Source organism: Shewanella chilikensis, assembly GCF_002836945.1.
Taxonomy (GTDB): Bacteria; Pseudomonadota; Gammaproteobacteria; order Enterobacterales; family Shewanellaceae; genus Shewanella; species Shewanella chilikensis.
The window spans coordinates 108,907-127,065 of the sequence record NZ_NIJM01000002.1 but is presented as its reverse complement, the minus strand read 5'-3'; the positions used below and the strand labels follow the sequence as shown (position 1 = coordinate 127,065).

Sequence of the window (18,159 nt, the reverse complement as noted above, 5' to 3'; positions counted from 1 at the left end):
GCTGTTAGCTTGCCTGTTCCTCATCGGTTGGGATAACCAGCACATTGCTGCGTACGCGCCGCAAGATCTGCTCGGCGGTATTGCCTATCACCCGCCCCATCAACCCCTGGCGCTGACGGGCACCAATCACCAGATAGTCGCTCTTGAGCCTGCAGGACAACTGATACAGACAGAGGTCCGGATCGCCGGCAATGATATGGATCTGCTCTTTGGGAAGCCCCGTCAGCTCCAACAGGGTTTGATGTCTGCGCCACGCCGACTTGACCATTTCATGCAGGTTGAGCACTTCGAGATCGCGGATCACTTTAGGTACCCGAATAATATGTGCCAGATGTAACTTGGCACCACTGGCCTCGGCCAATTGGCGACCATGTTGCAACACCAATTGATTGAGGCGCTGTTTTTGTTGACTCTTGGCATCGAGATCCACCGCCATCAAAATACTGGATGCCTTCTTGATCGGGTTATCGCTGAGCAGCATCAAAGGCACCTTGGTACTGCGAATAAGATGCCAGTCGGTCGGCAGAAAATGCTCGCTCTGGTGCACTGTTTTAACCACCATATCAAAGCCATAGCGACCGGCATGGCTGCTGACATGTTCGTAGAGATATTTACTCCAGATGATATGCAGCGGCACATCCTCTGCATCCAACGTTTTAAGATGGGCCGACACCTCAGCTTGCTTCTCCTTCATCAGCCGCTGTTGGGCGGCCCCGGCAAGCCGTGGACTGTAATATTCGTCACCAGAGAAATATTCGTAGCAATAAGCAAATACTTGAGGTTGCATCCCCAGTAATTCCGCTACTTCCAGTCCCTTGGCAATCGCATCAGTGTTAGCCTCTTCATGTTGTTCAATGATAAAAAGCTTACCCATTTGTTTTCTCCAAACTTTCTGGCAATTGTCTACTTTTTAGACTCTAATCTGGTGCAGAATAAACCATACTGATCCCGATCAACAATTGCACCTATGGGGGATACTCTATGTCGATGGATAGTCTGTTGATCGCCTTGTTCCTGATCTTGCTGTTCTCCCGGGTGCTGGGAGAGTGCTGCAACCGTATCGGCTGGCCTGCGGTAGTGGGGGAAATAGGAGCAGGCTTGTTGCTTGGTCCTTCAGTGCTCGGCTGGCTGGAACCAACCCAAGTACTGGCCAATATCGCCGAGCTCGGGGTGATACTGCTGCTATTTTCCATCGGCGCCGAAACCTCGATACAGCGACTCTACAGCGCCGGACGTCAGGTGGCGGCGGTAGCCATTATCGGCATAATCGCTCCACTGCTGCTCACCGGCCTGGCTGCCTTCTATTGGTTGGAGCTATCGCTGTTTGCCGCCCTCTTCTACGGCTGTACCCTGACGGCCACCAGCATAGGTATCTCCCTCAGGGTACTAAGCGACAGTGGCCAGCAACAATCCAGTGCCGGTCATCTGATCCTGGGAGCGGCGGTATTTGACGATATTGCCGGGGTGATACTGCTCAGTTTGCTATTCAACTTTGCCAGCGAAGGCCAACTGGCACCGCTGGCAATCATTAAACTCTGCGGCTTACTGCTGCTGTTTCTGCTGCTGGCGCCCCCCCTTGGCAGGATGTTAATTTACCCGTTACGAGTGCTCAGCTATCAATCCCAAACCCCAGGCTACGAGGCCGTGGTCATGCTGACACTGATCTGCCTGTTTGCCTGGCTGGCACACCTTTTTGGCGCCCCGGCGCTGCTCGGCGGTTTTGTCGCCGGTTTGGCGCTATCAAGGCAGTTTATCTGGCCCTGGCAGAAGTATCTGCAAAACCCCTTTCCCTTTACCCACAAGCTGGAAAAATCGATGCAGCCACTGACCGATGTATTCGCGCCTGTGTTCTTTGTCTATGTGGGGATAAGCCTCGACTTAAGCCAGTTGAACCTCAGCCCCTACAGCCTGTTACTCTTGCTGGCGATGATACTGCTGGCATTTATCGGCAAGCTGGCCGCCGGTTTAGTGGTCAACGGCACTTGGCGGCAAAAGCTGATAGTCGGCAGTGCCATGGTGCCCAGAGGTGAAGTCGGTTTGGTCTTTGCAGAAGTGGGGCGACAGTTGGATATCATTCCGGCCAAGGTATTTACCGAATTGGTGTTGGTGATAGCCATCACCACCCTGCTCGGCCCCTTGCTGCTCAGACGCCTGTTGCCCAAGGAGGGCGAAGCATAAAAAGCCGCGCCATATGAGGCGCGGCATTTTCAGCTACCAGATAACTTCAGCTTACCGGCTCAGTTACCTTTCAACTCTGTCTCGAGGAAGTCGGTCAGCGAGCGGTACAAATGGGTGCGCACCTTATCGCCCCGCATCGAGTGCTTGGAGCCGGGGTAATCTATCATGCGGAACAACTTGCCTTCATCCTGCAGCGCCTTGTAAACCCGGGTGCTATTCTCAAACAATACATTGTCATCGGCCATGCCGTGATACATCAGCAAGCCTGAACCATACTCGCTCACATAGGGGAAGACACTGCTGGCCTCGTAGCCCCGGGCGTTGTCGTCAGGATGGCCGAGGTAGCGTTCGGTGTAGTGGGTGTCGTACAGGGCCCAGTCGGTTACAGGGGCGCCACTGATGGCCGCCTTGAAGTAGTCAGGCGCCTTGAACAGGCTCATCAGCGCCATATAGCCGCCATAGCTGTGACCATAGATGGCGATGCTGTCGGCCTTGACCCAGGGCAGAGTCCGCAGGAAATCGACACCTGTCTTCTGATCTTCCACTTCGGCCTCACCAAGATGGCGGTAGATCACCTGCTCGAAAGCCGTGCCTCTATGCGCCGAGCCCCGGTTATCCAGCTGGAACACGGCAAAGCCCTGCTGCAACAGATATTGGGTGTAGTAATCCTGCTCACTCCAGCTATTGACCACCAACTGGGCATGAGGCCCACCGTAAACCCGCACCACCACGGGGTATTTGGCCTTGCTGTCAAAATTCACCGGCTTGAACAGGCGGTATTGCAGCGCCTTGCCATCTTTGGCCTTGAGGGTGCCAAACTCGGGCAACTGCCACAGCCCGGCATAGTCATACAGAGGGTGTCCGGCCTTGACGGCGTTCTCTTCCACCCAAGCCAGATGCTCACCGCTTTGGTTGTGCAGACTCACCTGGGGAGGCTGCGATAGGCTGTTAAAATAGTCGAGGTAAACAGATTCCTTGTCGGCAAACACGGCGTTATGCATGCCGCCACGCCGGCTGATGCGCTCTATCTCACCGCCATTGAGGCTGACCCGATACAAATGGCGCTCGACCACACTGTCTTTACGACCACTGAAATAAACCCAGCCCTGCTTTTCATCTAGGTGTTCTATCTCGTCGACCACCCATTTCCCCTGAGTCAGTTGCCGCTTGACCTTACCCTTGTCATCAAACAGATAGATATGGTTGAAACCATCACGCTCGGATGCCCAGATAAAGCCGGGCTGCTGCTTAAGAAAATAGAGATCGTGGTTGAGGTTAACCCAGGCATCGCTGCGCTCGGATACCAGAGTCACAGCGCCTTTGCCCTCGCGGCTGTCTACCTGGCGCAGATCCAACTGCTGCTGACTGCGATTCTGCCACTGGAACGACAAGTGCTTGCTGTCCGGCAGCCATTTCACCCGCGGCAGATAGATATCTTTCTCACTGCCGAGATCCATCCATTGGGTCTTCCCGGACGCCAGCGACACCACCCCCAGGGCAATCTCAACATTGGGCTTACCGGCATAGGGATAACGCTGCTCGGTCAGCTTAATGCCATCGGCATAGATCTCATTGCGGGTCACCAGCTCCACACCCGACTCATCGATGCGGGTATAGGCGATAGCCGATTCATCCGGCGCCCACCAGTAACCTGTCATACGGTCCATCTCTTCCTGAGCCACAAACTCGGCCATGGCGTTCTTGATGGCCCCGCCGCCATCCTGGGTCAGCGCCGTGAGCTTATGGTCTTTCAGCTGGAGTACATAGAGGTTTTGTTCGGCCACAAAGGAGACAAAATTGCCCTTGGGCGACAGCTTGGCATCTGTGGCAAAGGCGTCCCCAGTGGGCAGCAGAGTCACCTTGGCATCGGCCAGGCTGAAGTAGTAGAGCTTGCCGGCCGCCGGGATCAGCAGTGCCTGGCTGTCGTCGGCCCAGAAGTATTCCATGATCCCCTGGCCATACACTCGCTGCCGCTCGCGGCGGGCCTTCTCTTCATCGGAAAGTTCACCGGCTTCAAGCCTGGAGGCATCCAGCAGCAGACTGACCTGGCCGGTGGCGACATCCATTTGCCAAAGATCGTAGAAATATTGATTGTCTTTACGGCCGGCAAGATAAGTGACCCGCTTGCCGTCGGGAGAGAGTTTCAGCCCTCGGGGGCTGGCACCGGCCAGTGCCGGTGAAGAATAGAGGCGCTCAACCGTTAAAGGGGTTTTGCCACCTTCCAGAGCGAAGGAGTGGCCGCTGGCCAGTGTCAGAGGTATCGCCATAAGCGCCGAAGCCATCCAAGTTTTTTTCATTATTATTTCCGGAATTATAAGAGACAAGAGCCACGGCATCCGGCCACAGCCCAAAAAACAGCCCTCATTCTGCCCCAATTGACAAGGGATCGGCAAACCCGTGCAATTGGCCGCTGAAATATCGCCGGTTCTCGGTTATGATCCTGTCCCAGAAAAAGCTCAGACCTCTTTTAAGGAAACAAGATGCAGACTCTGGCCCAAACCCTCAAACAACAGGCTGTCAACCCAGCCCTATCCCAATTACTTCTCACTCTGGCCCAAAGCTCAGTCGCCATCAGCCAAGCGGTAAGACACGGCGCACTGGCCGGTGTGCTGGGCGCCACCACCCAGGAAAACGTTCAGGGTGAAACCCAAAAGAAACTGGATGTGATCACCAACGAGATGCTCAAAGATGCCCTCAAGGCCGAAAACACAGTGCGCGCCCTGGCATCGGAAGAGGAAGATCATATTGTTGAAGTCGGTGACAGCGGTGAGTTTCTGGTATGTTTCGACCCACTGGACGGCTCTTCCAACATAGACATCAACTCACTGGTGGGCACCATTTTTTCTGTACTGCCGGCACCCGAAGGGGAGATCAGCGAGCAGAGTTTCCTGCAAAAAGGCAGCGAGCAACTGGCGGCAGCCTATGTGCTCTATGGCCCATCAACCATGCTGGCCCTGACCACAGGCCAAGGGGTACAACTCTTTACCCTGAATCCGGAAACCGGCGAGTATCTGTTGACCAATGAAGCGGTAAGCATTCCCAAAGACACCGCCGAGTTCGCCATCAATATGTCCAACCAGAGATTCTGGGAAGCACCGATGCAGACCTATATTGCCGATCTGCTGCTCGGCAAAATCGGCCCGAGAGAGAAGTCGTTCAACATGCGCTGGATTGCCGCCATGGTAGGCGATGTGCACAGAGTATTGAGCCGCGGCGGCATCTTTACCTACCCAACTGACAACAAGAACCCGGATAAGCCCTACAAGCTGAGACTGATGTACGAAGCCAACCCTATGGCATTGCTGGTTGAACAGGCCGGCGGCAAGGCCAGCACAGGTTATCAGCGCATTCTCGACATTCAGCCAGAGCAAATTCACCAGCGGGTAGCTGTCATTCTGGGCTCGGCCAATGAAGTCGATGCCTGCCTCGAGTACCATCAGCAGGATTACAGCGGCGAGCCTGAACTCTAAACGCCGCTTGGGGCTGCCGGGGTCGGCAGCCTTGAATTGACGGTACAATCCAAGGCCTGAGACAGATAGCCTTAGATGAACTGTTGGCAATTAGTCTTAAGACCGCGGCCTTTCATTGGCAAGCCGTCAAATCGCGCTATAATACGCGCCACACTGAACTTCAGGCTGGACCTGAAATAGATTTATACACAGTCTAAGGATACTTCCATGAGCTTAAATGCAGTGCCTGCGGGCAAATCCCTGCCAGATGACATCTACGTGATCATCGAAATCCCACAAAACCACGACCCTATCAAGTATGAAGTGGACAAGGACACAGGTGCCTTGTTTGTGGATCGCATGATGACTGCGCCTATGTTCTATCCTTGCAACTACGGCTATGTGAACCAAACTCTGAGCTTGGATGGTGATCCGGTAGACGTGCTGGTTCCTACCCAGTACCCACTGCAGCCAGGCAGCGTTATCCGTTGTCGTCCAGTTGGCGTACTGAAAATGACCGACGAGTCAGGTGAAGATGCCAAGATTGTTGCCGTACCACACGAGAAGATCTCCAAGGAATACGGTCATATCCAGGATGTGAACGATCTGCCTGAGCTGCTGAAAGCCCAGATCAAACAGTTCTTCGAACACTACAAGGATCTGGAATCCGGCAAGTGGGTTAAAGTTGATGGCTGGGAAGATGCCGAAGCCGCCCGCGCCGAAATCCTGTCAAGCGCCGAGCGTTACAAAGGCTAAGTTGCCCTGTAACCCGAGGATAAGCATAAAAGCCAGCCAACCGCTGGCTTTTTTATTGGCATTTCACAACTTCAAGTGCATGAGTTTAAGTGCATAGGTTTAAGTTGGTTACCAGGAAGAGTCCCCCGCATATCAAGGCTCGCAGCTCCCTAGTCTTCACCCCTATTCCAATCCAGCTTTGGCCCACTTTATGACCCTCACTGGAAACTGTTTCTCAAAACCAAACTTCCAGACTTCAGACAATGGGTTTCAAACAGGGTAAAGGGGCAAATACCACATATGGTAAAGCATGCAAACCTAAAGTCACGCAAATGAGAAGTCACAGGCAAAAAAACAATCATAATTACCCAAAAAACAACCTCTGCCATAAAATCGCCAAGCTTTTGACAAAGTTAGTTAATTTGACGCTGTTAGTTAACCTTTCCAGGAGACACTATGAATAAGTTACTGCCGTCTGTACCTCTGCTAAGCGCGTTGGCTTTGATGGCATTTCAATGTTTGGGGAATGAAAAACATTTCCACGAGATATCCTTCCACCAAGATGCAACTCAACTGCAAGTACAATGCTCGGTGGAGCAACCACAACCTAGATTGATAGTGAAGGTGCCTCAACCTTTTGCCTACAGCCAAGATCCCAGTGTGCTGGTGTTAAGAACCGCAGATGGCGAAACCCTGCAACTGGACAGCATGAGCTCATTAACGACACTCACCACCCAAGCCTGCCCAGATAAAGATCTCTGGGCCGAACTGACCTCTCTCCATAGTGATCCTGTATCACTTGAGGTGATCTCGTTTCGCTCAGGAGGCTCTTTCTCATCGGTTATCCAGATGAGTGATTTTCAAACCCGACTGGCACAGCTCAAATCCTGCTGTCAGCCATATAAAAAGTCCGGCAACTAGCCGCCCCGATTAATTAGCCACTTTTTCAAATAATCAGCCGTATTTTATTCAAGATTTCCCTAAAAAAACAAAATTACGGTTTATCCCGCAAACTATAGTTACAACGAGGGCTTCTGGAGGATTTCTTAAAAATCTCTCTGAAGCCCTTAATTCCATTGTTGTTCGCTTAACTGACCGACATTAGATAAATAGCCGGATTTTCTATAAGGCGTTAACCGCCTCTGTCTGATGTCCTTTCTCAGTTTGATCCACTATGGTCAGTACTGCAGCATCGCCCACCACATTGCAGGAGGTCAGCACCATATCTATGATTCTGTCCAGCGCCGCCACTATAGCAAAAGCTTCCACGGGTAAGCCCAGTTGATGGATTAGCACACCTATCATCACCATACCGCCGCCGGGAACACCGCCGGCGCCCACCGACAGCAAAAAGATACTGAATATCAGAGTTGGCAGCTGTTCGCTGGAGATTGGCTGACCAAAGGCGTTGGCAACAAAGAAGATGGCGATAGTGATATAAATCGACACGCCGCCCATATTCATAGTGGCCCCCAGAGGCACACCGAACCCGGCGACCGCCTTATTGACCCCGAGCTTTTCGGTCAAGGTTCGCATAGTCACCGGGATAGTCGCATTGGAGCTGGCAGTCGACAGAGAAAACAGGATCTGCTCTTGGGTCTTGGCACGAAAACTCTTGGCGCTGACCGGGGTAAACACAGCCACAGCCAGAGGATAAACAATGAAAATCCACAGCAGCAACATAGTCAAAATGATGGCCATATAACCCAGCACACTGAGAAAGACTTTGGCTTCCAGAGTGGCCCCCAGTTTGAACATCAGCGCAAACACCCCAAATGGCGCCAGCTGCATCACAGTCATGATGAGCTTCATCATGATCCCATTGGCGACTTGAAAGCCTCTAACCGCTGCGCTGCCGGCTTCATCCAGCGACTTGATAACTCCGCCAAGCAGCAGCGCCATAAAGATCACCTGCAACATGTTGCCCGACATAAAGGCATCGACAGGGTTACTGGGCACTATGCCGACAATCAGGCTGATCAAATTGGGCAATTCGGTCGCGGTAATGGCCACATCCTGGCCACCACTCATATCCACTCCGACACCGGGCTGCAGCAATAACGACACACATACCGCCGCCAGGATGGCGACCAGAGTATTGATGATATAGAAGCTGAAGGTCTTGCCGCCCAAGCGGCCAAAGCTCTTGAGGTCCTGCAATTCGCAGACACCGCAGACTATGCTGACAAACACCAGCGGCATCACCAGCATCATGATCATATTAACAAACATGGTGCCTGCCGCAGTGGCTACCTCGACCAGAGTGCCGGAAAAGAAGCCGATATGTCCCAGCCCATATTGCACCAAAGAGCCCAACAACAGGCCGCTGAACAGACCCATAAAGATCCGTCCGGAAAGAGATTTGAGTATCGCCATTGTACGTTCCAATTTGGCATCGTTCCTGATGCACAACTATCTTCCCTGTTCGCTCTTGGAAGGGATAGTGAAACATGCTACTCAAAAATTCAATGGCAAAATGCTTAAAAAGTGCCTTTGCAACATGCTTTAAAATTCATAAGCCCAACCCAAAGCAATGTTTTATAAGGATTTTAATTTTTACCAAAAAAATTCACCATGGAATACCGAGTTTACAATCGCACAATGCATCAACAAGTTGGCAGCATATACAAAATACTTTGCAGTGAATAAACCTAAAAACAATGAAATATCAGAGTTAATCACCAGAAACTACAACCAAGGCAGTGAGCTTATTAGATGACTAGCCCTTTTACTGCAGATCCTGCTTGTTAATTTCGTCATCAAAGTGACTTTTCCGGCTTACTCAACCCCCAAGCGACAAAAGCCGCCACTGAAAAAATCATTGAAATAAACCATAGAGAAGTGGTTGCAGAAGCACCAAAGCAAGCAGGAGAAAACCCGCAGAGCGCGATTGGATAAGATAGTCTCACAGACAAAAAGGACAAAAAAAAGCCGGTGGGGCGCACCGGCAAATCAAGCAACATATTACCTGAGAGGCTCAGGAAAAACGCCTGACGATGCAGGCGGTCACCACAAGAAAAGGCCATCGGGTGATGGATAGACTCAAAAACGGCAGTAACCCTTGTGGTCAGGTCATCTACTTGAATCCAAATCGGTTAAATTAAACAAAAATCAACGCAAACAAAGGCGCGCCAAGCACCATGGCGATACCGGTAAAGATCATCGTCAGGCTGGCAATCACGCCTTCCTGCTGGCCAAACTCGCTGGCTTTGGCGGCGCCGGCACCATGGGCAGAAGCGCCGAGAGCCACTCCTTTCCCAAGAGAGGTCTTGATCCGCGCCAATTTAAACAGCGGCTCACACACCAACATACCTATCACGCCGGTGAGCAACACCAGCATGGCGGTCAATTCCGGCACGCCACCGAAGGCACCAGTGGCCTCCATGGCAAAGGGCGTCGACACTGAGCGCACCAGTACGCTGTGGCTCAGCTCGCTCGGCAAAGGCACCAATTTGACCAACAACCAGGATGACACCAAGCCCAACATGAGTCCGGCCATAACCCCAAGGCTAATGGTGATCGGATAACGGCGGATCAACTTGCGCTCGCGGTAAATAGGTACTGCGAAAGCTATTGTCGCCGGGGCCAGCAATGCCATCAGCCAATGGGTGTACTCAAAATAGGTCGGCAGCGGAATAGCCAACAGCAGCACCACGGCCAGCACGGCCAAAGGCGCCAAAAATATCGGTGCCAACCACCAGCTACGATGCCTGCGATATAAAGCCTTGGCGCCGTAATAACAGATAAGAGTGATCAGCAGACTCAAAAGAGCAAGCAAGGTATGAGACATAGGGTTACCCTTGCACTCCATGCTTGGCCAGTTGGCGTTTCAAATTGAGGCGCCGCTCAAAGCGAAACACCCTATCCACCACAAAACCGGTTCCAAGCAATACCGAAGCGCTGCCGAGCACCAGGGTCAACATAATATTGAAACCATACTCCTCCAGCAGGGTTTCATACTTGAGTACTGAAATCACCGGTGGAATAAAAAACAGCAAGAGATCGCCAATCAACCAGGCAGCTCCCAGTTGCAACGCCTTTTCCGGTATAAGCTTGAGCCCGAGCGCCAACAACACTACCAGCATCCCAAGCACACTGCCGGGAATGGGAGAATGCAAAGCGGCGGCCAAGGCATGAGTGGCCCATGCCAGCAAACAGATAGCCGCAATTTGCAGCAAGGTCACGCTTATGTGTTTGCCTTGGAGCCAAATGACTTTCGCCACTCTGTGAGGAGAAGCCGGGCGTTTGCTGAAAGAGTGCATATCTTTACCGAATAACTTAACTGGAGTTTATTCTAGTCTTGCAATATAAATAAAAAAAATGAATATTAAGCATAGTTTGCATTCCATAAGGTTATTCAATTGGATCTGAAAGTTGTTCGCTACTTTATTGAGATAGTGGATGCCGGCGGATTTGCCAAAGCGGCGGAAAAGATCCACCTGACCCAACCCGCGCTGTCCAAGTCTATTCGCCAGTTGGAACAGGATCTGGATCTTGTGCTCTTGGAAAGGGGCAAACGCGGCAGCCAGTTACGTCCCACTGCAGCCGGAGAGGTCGTCTACCGTCACGGCCAGGAACTATTGAATGTACGTCGCAACATGCTCAGAGAGCTGGCGGCACAGCGCAGTCTCAACTCGGGTGAACTGCATCTGGGACTGGCCCCCCTCGGCAGTGCCGAACTCTTTGCTCCTGTCATCGCCCGCTTTCGCAGCCGCTATCCCAAGGTGCAGATGCATCTCTTGGTTCGCGGCGGCGTCGAGCAAACCGCTGCCCTCAAGAAGGGGGAAATCGAACTGGCGACCGGGATCATCTCCTTTGAGGATGAGTTTGATGGCATCAGGATCCGCCGCGATCCCATGGTGGTAGTATTGCCAAGACAACATTCTTTGGCCAATAGCCAAGAGCTGACCCTCAAGGCATTGGCAGATATTCCACAGATACTGTTCGAACCCGAATATGCCCTGCATGAACTAGTGATAGATGCCTGCCAGAGAGCGGGCTTCAGTCCCAAAGATGTGACTCGGGTCAGTCATCCCGACTTTGGTATCGCCCTGGTGGCAGCAGGCACAGGTGCCATGATACTACCCAGCTTTATTGCCGAGCGCCACGCGGTGGCCGGGGTGATAAGTATTCCTCTGGCCGCCTCCGATCTGATCTGGGAGCTGTCACTGTTCTGGCGCCGGGGGCAACCACTCTCTTTTGCCGCCCAGGCCATGGTCGAGCTGGTCAGACAACAGCTGGCGCTGAACTGAGATCCCGACGCTTCAAGTGCTGCAGCCGAATTAATTTTCGCCAACCGAGTCACAGCGTACCGTTACAGCAGTACAAACTCATTGACACCCTCTTTTCACGCCGCTAAGGTGAATCACACTTTTCCGGGCCCGCTTGGCCTGGGTTCATTGACACAACCCGAGATTCGCAATGCGGCCAATACACAAGCTTTATCTCTATCCCAAGCCACAGTGGCTTGGGCGGGGATAATGACCTGAACTTCCCTCTCCTGTGAGCCATTGTGGCTTTGTTGTCAGGTTTCGTTACCGGTTATCCGGCTCTCTTGGGGCCCCCTCAAACCAAAACCCTGGGGACCCAGTACGAAAATGCTTGTTGAGAATGTAATAAAATGAAGAATAACAAAACCTTCGGTAGCATGCTGATCATTGCAGGCACCACGATAGGCGCCGGGATGCTGGCGCTACCGCTGGCTTCTGCCGGTCTGGGTTTCGGGGTCGCCTCGATACTGATGCTACTGCTCTGGGGATTGATGAGTTACACGGCGCTGTTAATGCTGGAAGTGCATCAACATGCCCCGGCTCATGCCACTCTGCACACCTTGGCACACAAACTGCTCGGCCGTAAAGGGCAGTTACTGGCCAGCCTGGCAATGATGTTTCTACTATATGCCCTGTGCGCCGCCTATATTGCCGGTGGTGGTGCCCAGCTCCACGATAAATTGGTTCGCTATGCCGATCTGGCGCTGCCGCCACAGGTCGGCGCCATTGGTTTTGCACTACTTATCGCCCTGGTGGTGGCCATAGGTACCCACTCGGTCGATATGATTAACAGGGTGTTATTTGCCTTGAAGATTATTGCCCTGGTCATCATGCTGACACTGCTGTTACCTCATGCCCAAGGGGGATACCTGTTGGAGCTGCCGTTGCAGCAAGGTTTGGTCATCTCGGCGCTGCCGGTAATCTTTACCTCTTTTGGTTTTCACGGCTCTATCCCCTCTGTAGTGCGCTATGTGGGACTGGATCTCAAGGCGCTGAAGAAGATCATGCTAGTCGGCTCGGCTATGCCCTTGTTGGTCTACCTGCTTTGGCAACTGGCCAGCCAGGGGGCCTTGAGCCAAAGTGAATTGATGGCTTCCAAAGAACTGCCCAAACTCATCAACAGCCTGGGACAACTGCTGCATAACCCCATGATAGGCCAGACAGTATCCATATTTGCCGATTTGGCACTGGCCACCTCCTTTTTAGGAGTCAGCCTGGGACTATTTGATTTTATGGGTGATATTCTGCGCCGCAACGACAGTACCCGTCACAGACTACAAACCGCGGCCATCACCTTTTTGCCGCCATTGGGATTTGCCCTCTTCTACCCTCAGGGCTTTATGGCCGCCCTGGGTTATGCGGCGATAGCCTTGGTGATACTGGCGGTATTCCTGCCTGTTGCCATGGTCTGGAAACAACGATGCCAACCTATGCCGGCGGGCAGCTACCGGGTCGCAGGGGGAAAACCCGCTCTGGTATTGGCGGCGCTGTGCGGGGTGGTGATCATCCTCAGCCAACTGCTGCAGATGGCCGGAATTCTAACCAAGGTCGGCTAACCAAGGGATTGTACGGAGTAGGCAAACTGGCCGCCGTCCATTCTTAAAGTAAAACGCAGCGCTCAGTCTGCGTTTTTTCTTGGTTCAACATTCAGTTGATTGGTTCCAGCGACACCCTAAAGCGACTGGCTGACAGCTGGGAAAAAACCAGGTCAAACCCTTCGGGGATCTCTTGCTCACTGATAACGACACGCTGATCCAGCTGCTGCTCCAGGGCCTGTTGGCGCCGTTGCTGTCTTAGCTGCATTGCGCTCCTGCCACTGATAAAACTGGCACCACCCAGCAAGACTCCAACCAGCACCAATATGTTGAGCACCATGGGATTGCCTATTTGCAGCGCACTGGCGTCATCCAGCAGCCACCAGAGAATGGAGGCACTCAGCAGTAATACCCCCAAGGCCAACTTGGCTATTGCGCTCAACGCATTATCTGTCGGCAATCTCAATTGAATATCGGCGGGTAAGTCAGCAAGGGTCACAGTCAGGAACGACGGCTCATCCTGTGCTGAGGCACTCTGGGTATCGGGCATAAATCATCCTTAATTTGAATGGAATAGGCTAAGCATGCGGGTCGGTATAGAACCAATTTAATGACATCCTGTCCTTATGTCAGTGAGCACTGAGGTTACAATGCGTCAATTCATTATACGTAAGCATAAATAAGCGCTGCAAACTCAATATATTATTAACTCAAACTCTGCTGAAGTTCTGTGCATTTTGTGACCCTCATAGTGCCAGCTGTACTCTTGACCCTGTCAGGGACCGCAGACACAATAGCGCCGGAGATCCATTTGACGGAGCCCGTGGTGAGCGGTCAGCAACAGATACCAGAGCTGAAATTGGGACTGGCCATGTGGTCCCATAACCAGTGGCAGCAAAGCCTTTATGGAAAGGGGACGCCTCAAGCCGAGCGTCTGGCGCGCTACGCCGAGGTTTTCAATACGGTGGAGGGCAACACCAGCTTTTATGCCACCCCGTCAGCAAACAGCGTCAGTAACTGGCGCGATGCCGTGGGTGAGGACTTTCGCTTTACCTTTAAACTGCCACAGGAGATCACTCACAAGTTGCAACTGAGGCACTGTAACGATGAACTCAGGCAGTTCCTGCAGGTGATGTCGCCACTGTTTGCCAAGACAGGTCTGTGGAAGATTCAGTTGCCCGGCTATTTTGGCCCAGAAGCCCTTGGGGCACTGGACGCCTTTCTTGGCAAACTGCCAACCGAGTTGCCTCTTGGGGTTGAGGTGCGCCACCCGGCCTTCTTTGCCAAAGGGGAAGCCGAGCGTCAACTCAACCGCTTGCTGCTGCGGCGCTCGGTCAACCGCATCATAATGGACACCCGACCGGTATTTGCCGCACCGCCAAACAGTGCCGCCGTCATCGACGCCCATGAAAAGAAACCCAAAGTACCGGTACATGCCATAGCCACCGGCCGCTATCCCACAGTGCGCTTTATCGGCCACCCTGAGCTTGAGGCCAATCAGGGCTTCTTCAAGCCTTGGCTGGACAAGCTATGCCAATGGCTGGAGGAGGAGCGCCAACCCTATCTGTTCATCCACACCCCGGATAATGCCCTGGCACCTGAGCTGGCCATCTGCTTATATCGTCTGCTCAGTGGCCGCTGGCAAGCCAAACACGGCCAACCTCTGCCGGTGTTACAGATGCCTCAAGATGCAAGGAATCACAACAAGCAACTGGGCCTGGAACTCTGAAAAGCAAATTTGTTATCCCATAAACATAAAAATGCCGTTCAATCAAAATGAACGGCATTCAACACCATAGGCATCATTTTCTGGCGCCGATCGGGATCATTATGTGGGCATAGGGTGTGCCCTTCCACATCACATAGGGACCACCTTGAGCCGGGTCGGTCGGCAAACTGTCGAGCATGGCGGGATCAGGCACCAGAATCATTAGGTGCGGGCCTTCGACTATCCATTGATTATCCGCGGTTTCCATTTCGGCGTAGGGGTCGATATTACTGGCCCCACCATCACCGGCCAACATGTAGGAAATACCGATCTCTTTTGCCTGAAAAGGTTTTTTCTCCATCCATGCATTAGCCCATTCCATCCAGGGACCGTCCATACACATGGGAGCCGTTCCCTTAAGCTGCGGTGGCGTAGGAAAGCAAGTGTAATTGCCATCCCCTTGTTGCAGCACGTTTTTATCCCAGTCGACAACGGTAACATTGGCGCGTATGGTGGGCGGCGCAGCACTCAGGGCGTCATCCAACATCACCTGCTGTGCTTCAGTGAGTGCGGCATGGGTGACGCTGGCGAAGGAAGATAGAGTCAAAGTTAACATTAGAGCTGAAGTTTTCATCAAACCAGCCTCCAGGTTGAACTCGGATACAACAACACCGAGATCTCCAGTATAGTTTCTGCAGAAAAAATCGATTTTGCCCCGTAAATTCAATATATTGGACTAAGATAAAATCAAAATCCCAGGAGGAGACAAGATGTTTTCTCTGTCCCAAACCTTATCTATCTTCGCCGCTTTACCGGATCCGGTATTTATTCTGACCCGCAGTGGCCGTTATGCCGCGGTACTGGGAGGTGCCGACAGTCGCTACTATCACGACGGCACAGCCTTGATAGGACAATACATCTCCCAAGTCATCCAACACCCCAAGTGCGAGTGGTTTCTGGGCCAAATAGCACAAGCCTTGTTGAGCCGCCGTCTCTGTGTTGTGGAATACAGCCTTGGCAGCAACGACGTCAAGGGACTCACAGATCATGGCCCCGCCGAGCCCATCTGGTTTGAAGGCCGGATCCAAGCATTGGATTTCCAAGTCGATGGTGAAGATGCCGTGGTATGGGTCGCCAGCAATATTACCCGCCGCCATCATTTGGAGCTGGAACTCAGGGAAAGATGCGAGCGCGATCCGCTTACCCGACTTTACAACCGCCGTAAATTACTCCAATTACTGACAGAAAATTTGGCCCGATTTCAACGTTACCGAACCCCGACCAGCATATTGATCTTCGATCTCGATAACCTCAAGAAACTCAACGACAGCTCGGGTCACCTAATGGGCGACAAGGCGATAGTTACTTTGGGAGAGGTCTGCCTGGCCGGTCTCAGAGCCCAAGATAGCGCCTCCCGTTACGGCGGCGATGAATTTGTCATTCTTATGCCCCACACTGCTGCCGAGCAGGCACAACCGATTGCTGAACGTTTGCGAAACGAATGTGCCCGGCGCCTCAGAGCCTTGGGAATTGCCGCTGAATGCGCCAGTATCAGCGGCGGCCTGAGCGAATTTCAGTGCAGTGATACCGATATAGATGCCGTGGTTTCCAGGGCCGATGGCGCCCTTTACCAAGCCAAAGCACAGGGCCGCAATCGGATTGTGTTGGCCAAGGGGCCAGAGTGCACTGAATCCCCCTAAAAAACATGGGCAAACAAAAAGCCGGCACTTGGCCGGCTTCTTCATTGCATAGACTCGTCTAATTCGAGCGACTGAACTTAAGCCTGTGGGCGCATGGCCGGGAACAGGATCACGTCACGAATGGTGTGAGTGTTGGTAAACAACATCACCAGACGGTCGATACCTATGCCCTGACCAGCTGTCGGTGGCAGGCCGTGCTCCAGCGCCGTGATATAGTCTGCGTCATAGAACATGGCTTCATCGTCACCGGCATCTTTGGCTTCAACCTGAGCCTTGAAGCGGTTGTCCTGATCTTCGGCGTCGTTAAGCTCGCTGAAGCCGTTAGCCACTTCACGACCACCGATGAAGAACTCGAAGCGGTCGGTGATGAAGTCGTTGTCATCGTTGCGACGAGCCAGTGGCGAGATGTCCGCTGGGTAGCCGGTGATGAAGGTAGGCTGCATCAGTTTAGGCTCGGCAGTTTCACCAAAGATCTCTTCCAGCAGTTGACCACAGGTCCAGAAAGATTCGATTTCCAGCCCTACGTCTTTGGCCAGCTTACGCATAAACTCAAGATCCTTGACCTCTTCATAGGTCATGGCCTGAATCGTGGCGTTGTCTGGGTTGTAGTGCTGAATCGCTTCCAGCATGCTCATGCGGGCGTAAGGGCCGCCAAAGTCTATGCTGTGCTCGCCGTAAGGCAGCTTGGTGTCACCCAGCAGATCCTGAGCGATGGAAGACAGCATCTCTTCGGTGAGATCCATCAGATCGCGGTAATCTGCGTAGGCCATATAGAATTCCATCATGGTGAATTCTGGGTTATGGCGTGGCGACAGACCTTCGTTACGGAAGTTACGGTTGATTTCGAACACTCGTTCAAAACCACCGACAACCAGACGCTTGAGGTACAGCTCAGGCGCAATACGCAGATACATGTCGATATCCAGCGCATTGTGGTGAGTGATAAATGGACGCGCGGATGCACCACCCGGGATGACATGCATCATAGGGGTTTCCACTTCCATAAACTCTTTTTTCACCATAAAGTTACGTATGGCTGAAACCACTTTGGAGCGCATGACGAAGGCGTCACGGGAATCCTGGTTGACGATCAGGTCAACATAACGCTGACGGTAACGGGTTTCCTGATCGGTCAGACCATGGAATTTCTCAGGCAGCGGGCGCAGCGCCTTGGTCAGCAGCTGATACTCCTCCATATTAACGTACAGGTCGCCCTTACCGGACAGGTGCAGAGTGCCTTTAACACCAACTATGTCGCCGATATCCAGGCCCTGATAGCGTTCTTTCAGATCAGCCTGTACTTCTTTGCCGGCATAGGCCTGAATGCGACCGGATACGTCCTGCAGAACCAGGAAGGGGCCACGCTTGGCCATGATCCGACCGGCAATGGCGGTCTTGAAGCCCAGAGACTCGAGCTCTTCTTTGCTCTTATCGGCGAACTGCGCCTGCAGCTCGGCAGCCTTGTGGCTGCGACGGAAAGTGTTAGGGTGACCATTGGCCGGGCAGCCCTGGCGTACATGTTCCAGCTTGGCGCGACGTTCCGCGATCAGCTTGTTCTCATCCAATACTTGTTCAGTCATTTTC

The 18,159-nt window shown here is 52.7% G+C and carries 16 protein-coding genes; 8 read left to right on the top strand and 8 right to left on the bottom strand.

The features are described from left to right. Positions 1 to 4: 4 nt before the first annotated feature. Entirely contained in the window at positions 5 to 874 is an 870-nt protein-coding gene (locus tag CX651_RS01315; RefSeq protein WP_101052870.1) for a universal stress protein, read from the bottom strand. 107 nt (positions 875 to 981) lie between these two features. Between CX651_RS01315 and CX651_RS01310 the strand changes: the two genes are divergently transcribed. Continuing rightward, on the top strand, positions 982 to 2,178 hold the full coding sequence (locus tag CX651_RS01310) for a cation:proton antiporter (protein ID WP_101052868.1): 1,197 nt from the start codon (positions 982 to 984) through the stop codon (positions 2,176 to 2,178). 59 nt (positions 2,179 to 2,237) lie between these two features. On the opposite strand, the gene CX651_RS01305 is transcribed toward CX651_RS01310, so the two are convergent. Further along, positions 2,238 to 4,475 carry a S9 family peptidase gene (locus tag CX651_RS01305; protein WP_101052866.1) on the bottom strand — a complete coding sequence of 746 codons (2,238 nt, stop codon included), beginning with the start codon at positions 4,473 to 4,475 and terminating at the stop codon, positions 2,238 to 2,240. Between the two features lie 183 nt (positions 4,476 to 4,658). Here CX651_RS01305 and CX651_RS01300 point away from each other — a divergent pair, with 183 nt between their 5' ends. The 3 genes from CX651_RS01300 to CX651_RS01290 all read left to right on the top strand — a co-directional run bounded on the left by CX651_RS01300 (position 4,659) and on the right by CX651_RS01290 (position 7,283). Further along, positions 4,659 to 5,648, top strand: a complete 990-nt coding sequence (locus tag CX651_RS01300) for a class 1 fructose-bisphosphatase (RefSeq protein ID WP_101052864.1) — start codon at positions 4,659 to 4,661, stop codon at positions 5,646 to 5,648. A 207-nt stretch (positions 5,649 to 5,855) separates the two neighbouring features. Next, complete coding sequence (ppa, locus tag CX651_RS01295) at positions 5,856 to 6,383, top strand: inorganic diphosphatase (protein ID WP_025008962.1); 528 nt, start codon at positions 5,856 to 5,858, stop codon at positions 6,381 to 6,383. A 435-nt stretch (positions 6,384 to 6,818) separates the two neighbouring features. Then, positions 6,819 to 7,283, top strand: a complete 465-nt coding sequence (locus CX651_RS01290) for a hypothetical protein (RefSeq protein ID WP_101052862.1) — start codon at positions 6,819 to 6,821, stop codon at positions 7,281 to 7,283. Positions 7,284 to 7,484: 201 nt separating this feature from the next. On the opposite strand, the gene CX651_RS01285 is transcribed toward CX651_RS01290, so the two are convergent. From CX651_RS01285 to CX651_RS01275, 3 genes are all read right to left on the bottom strand, one after another. Further along, positions 7,485 to 8,732: a dicarboxylate/amino acid:cation symporter gene (locus CX651_RS01285; RefSeq protein ID WP_101052907.1), complete on the bottom strand. Its 1,248-nt coding sequence runs from the start codon at positions 8,730 to 8,732 to the stop codon at positions 7,485 to 7,487. A 730-nt stretch (positions 8,733 to 9,462) separates the two neighbouring features. Further along, positions 9,463 to 10,152 carry an LrgB family protein gene (locus CX651_RS01280; RefSeq protein WP_025008959.1) on the bottom strand — a complete coding sequence of 230 codons (690 nt, stop codon included), beginning with the start codon at positions 10,150 to 10,152 and terminating at the stop codon, positions 9,463 to 9,465. A 4-nt stretch (positions 10,153 to 10,156) separates the two neighbouring features. Further along, on the bottom strand, positions 10,157 to 10,624 hold the full coding sequence (locus CX651_RS01275) for a CidA/LrgA family protein (protein ID WP_101052860.1): 468 nt from the start codon (positions 10,622 to 10,624) through the stop codon (positions 10,157 to 10,159). A 99-nt stretch (positions 10,625 to 10,723) separates the two neighbouring features. On the opposite strand from CX651_RS01275, the gene CX651_RS01270 reads away from it, so the two are divergent. Together CX651_RS01270 and CX651_RS01265 are read left to right on the top strand one after the other, a co-directional pair. After that, on the top strand, positions 10,724 to 11,614 hold the full coding sequence (locus CX651_RS01270; RefSeq protein WP_101052858.1) for a LysR family transcriptional regulator: 891 nt from the start codon (positions 10,724 to 10,726) through the stop codon (positions 11,612 to 11,614). A gap of 368 nt (positions 11,615 to 11,982) precedes the next feature. Continuing rightward, positions 11,983 to 13,188 carry an aromatic amino acid transport family protein gene (locus tag CX651_RS01265; RefSeq protein WP_101052856.1) on the top strand — a complete coding sequence of 402 codons (1,206 nt, stop codon included), beginning with the start codon at positions 11,983 to 11,985 and terminating at the stop codon, positions 13,186 to 13,188. A 91-nt stretch (positions 13,189 to 13,279) separates the two neighbouring features. Here CX651_RS01265 and CX651_RS01260 read toward each other — a convergent pair whose 3' ends face one another. Then, the gene (locus CX651_RS01260; RefSeq protein WP_101052854.1) at positions 13,280 to 13,717 is read right to left on the bottom strand and encodes a hypothetical protein; all 438 of its coding nucleotides are present in this window, start codon (positions 13,715 to 13,717) and stop codon (positions 13,280 to 13,282) included. A gap of 321 nt (positions 13,718 to 14,038) precedes the next feature. Between CX651_RS01260 and CX651_RS01255 the strand changes: the two genes are divergently transcribed. After that, a complete protein-coding gene (locus CX651_RS01255; RefSeq protein ID WP_101052905.1) occupies positions 14,039 to 14,896 on the top strand; it encodes a DUF72 domain-containing protein in 858 nt (285 codons plus the stop codon). 73 nt (positions 14,897 to 14,969) lie between these two features. Here the strand turns inward: CX651_RS01255 and CX651_RS01250 are convergent, their stop codons facing one another. Further along, on the bottom strand, positions 14,970 to 15,509 hold the full coding sequence (locus CX651_RS01250; RefSeq protein ID WP_101052852.1) for a hypothetical protein: 540 nt from the start codon (positions 15,507 to 15,509) through the stop codon (positions 14,970 to 14,972). 136 nt (positions 15,510 to 15,645) lie between these two features. Here CX651_RS01250 and CX651_RS01245 point away from each other — a divergent pair, with 136 nt between their 5' ends. Further along, positions 15,646 to 16,575, top strand: coding sequence for a GGDEF domain-containing protein (locus tag CX651_RS01245; RefSeq protein WP_101052850.1), 930 nt, complete (start codon positions 15,646 to 15,648; stop codon positions 16,573 to 16,575). Positions 16,576 to 16,652: 77 nt separating this feature from the next. On the opposite strand, the gene lysS is transcribed toward CX651_RS01245, so the two are convergent. Next, a complete protein-coding gene (gene lysS / locus CX651_RS01240; protein WP_028779438.1) occupies positions 16,653 to 18,155 on the bottom strand; it encodes a lysine--tRNA ligase in 1,503 nt (500 codons plus the stop codon). Between the last annotated feature and the right edge of the window lie 4 nt (positions 18,156 to 18,159).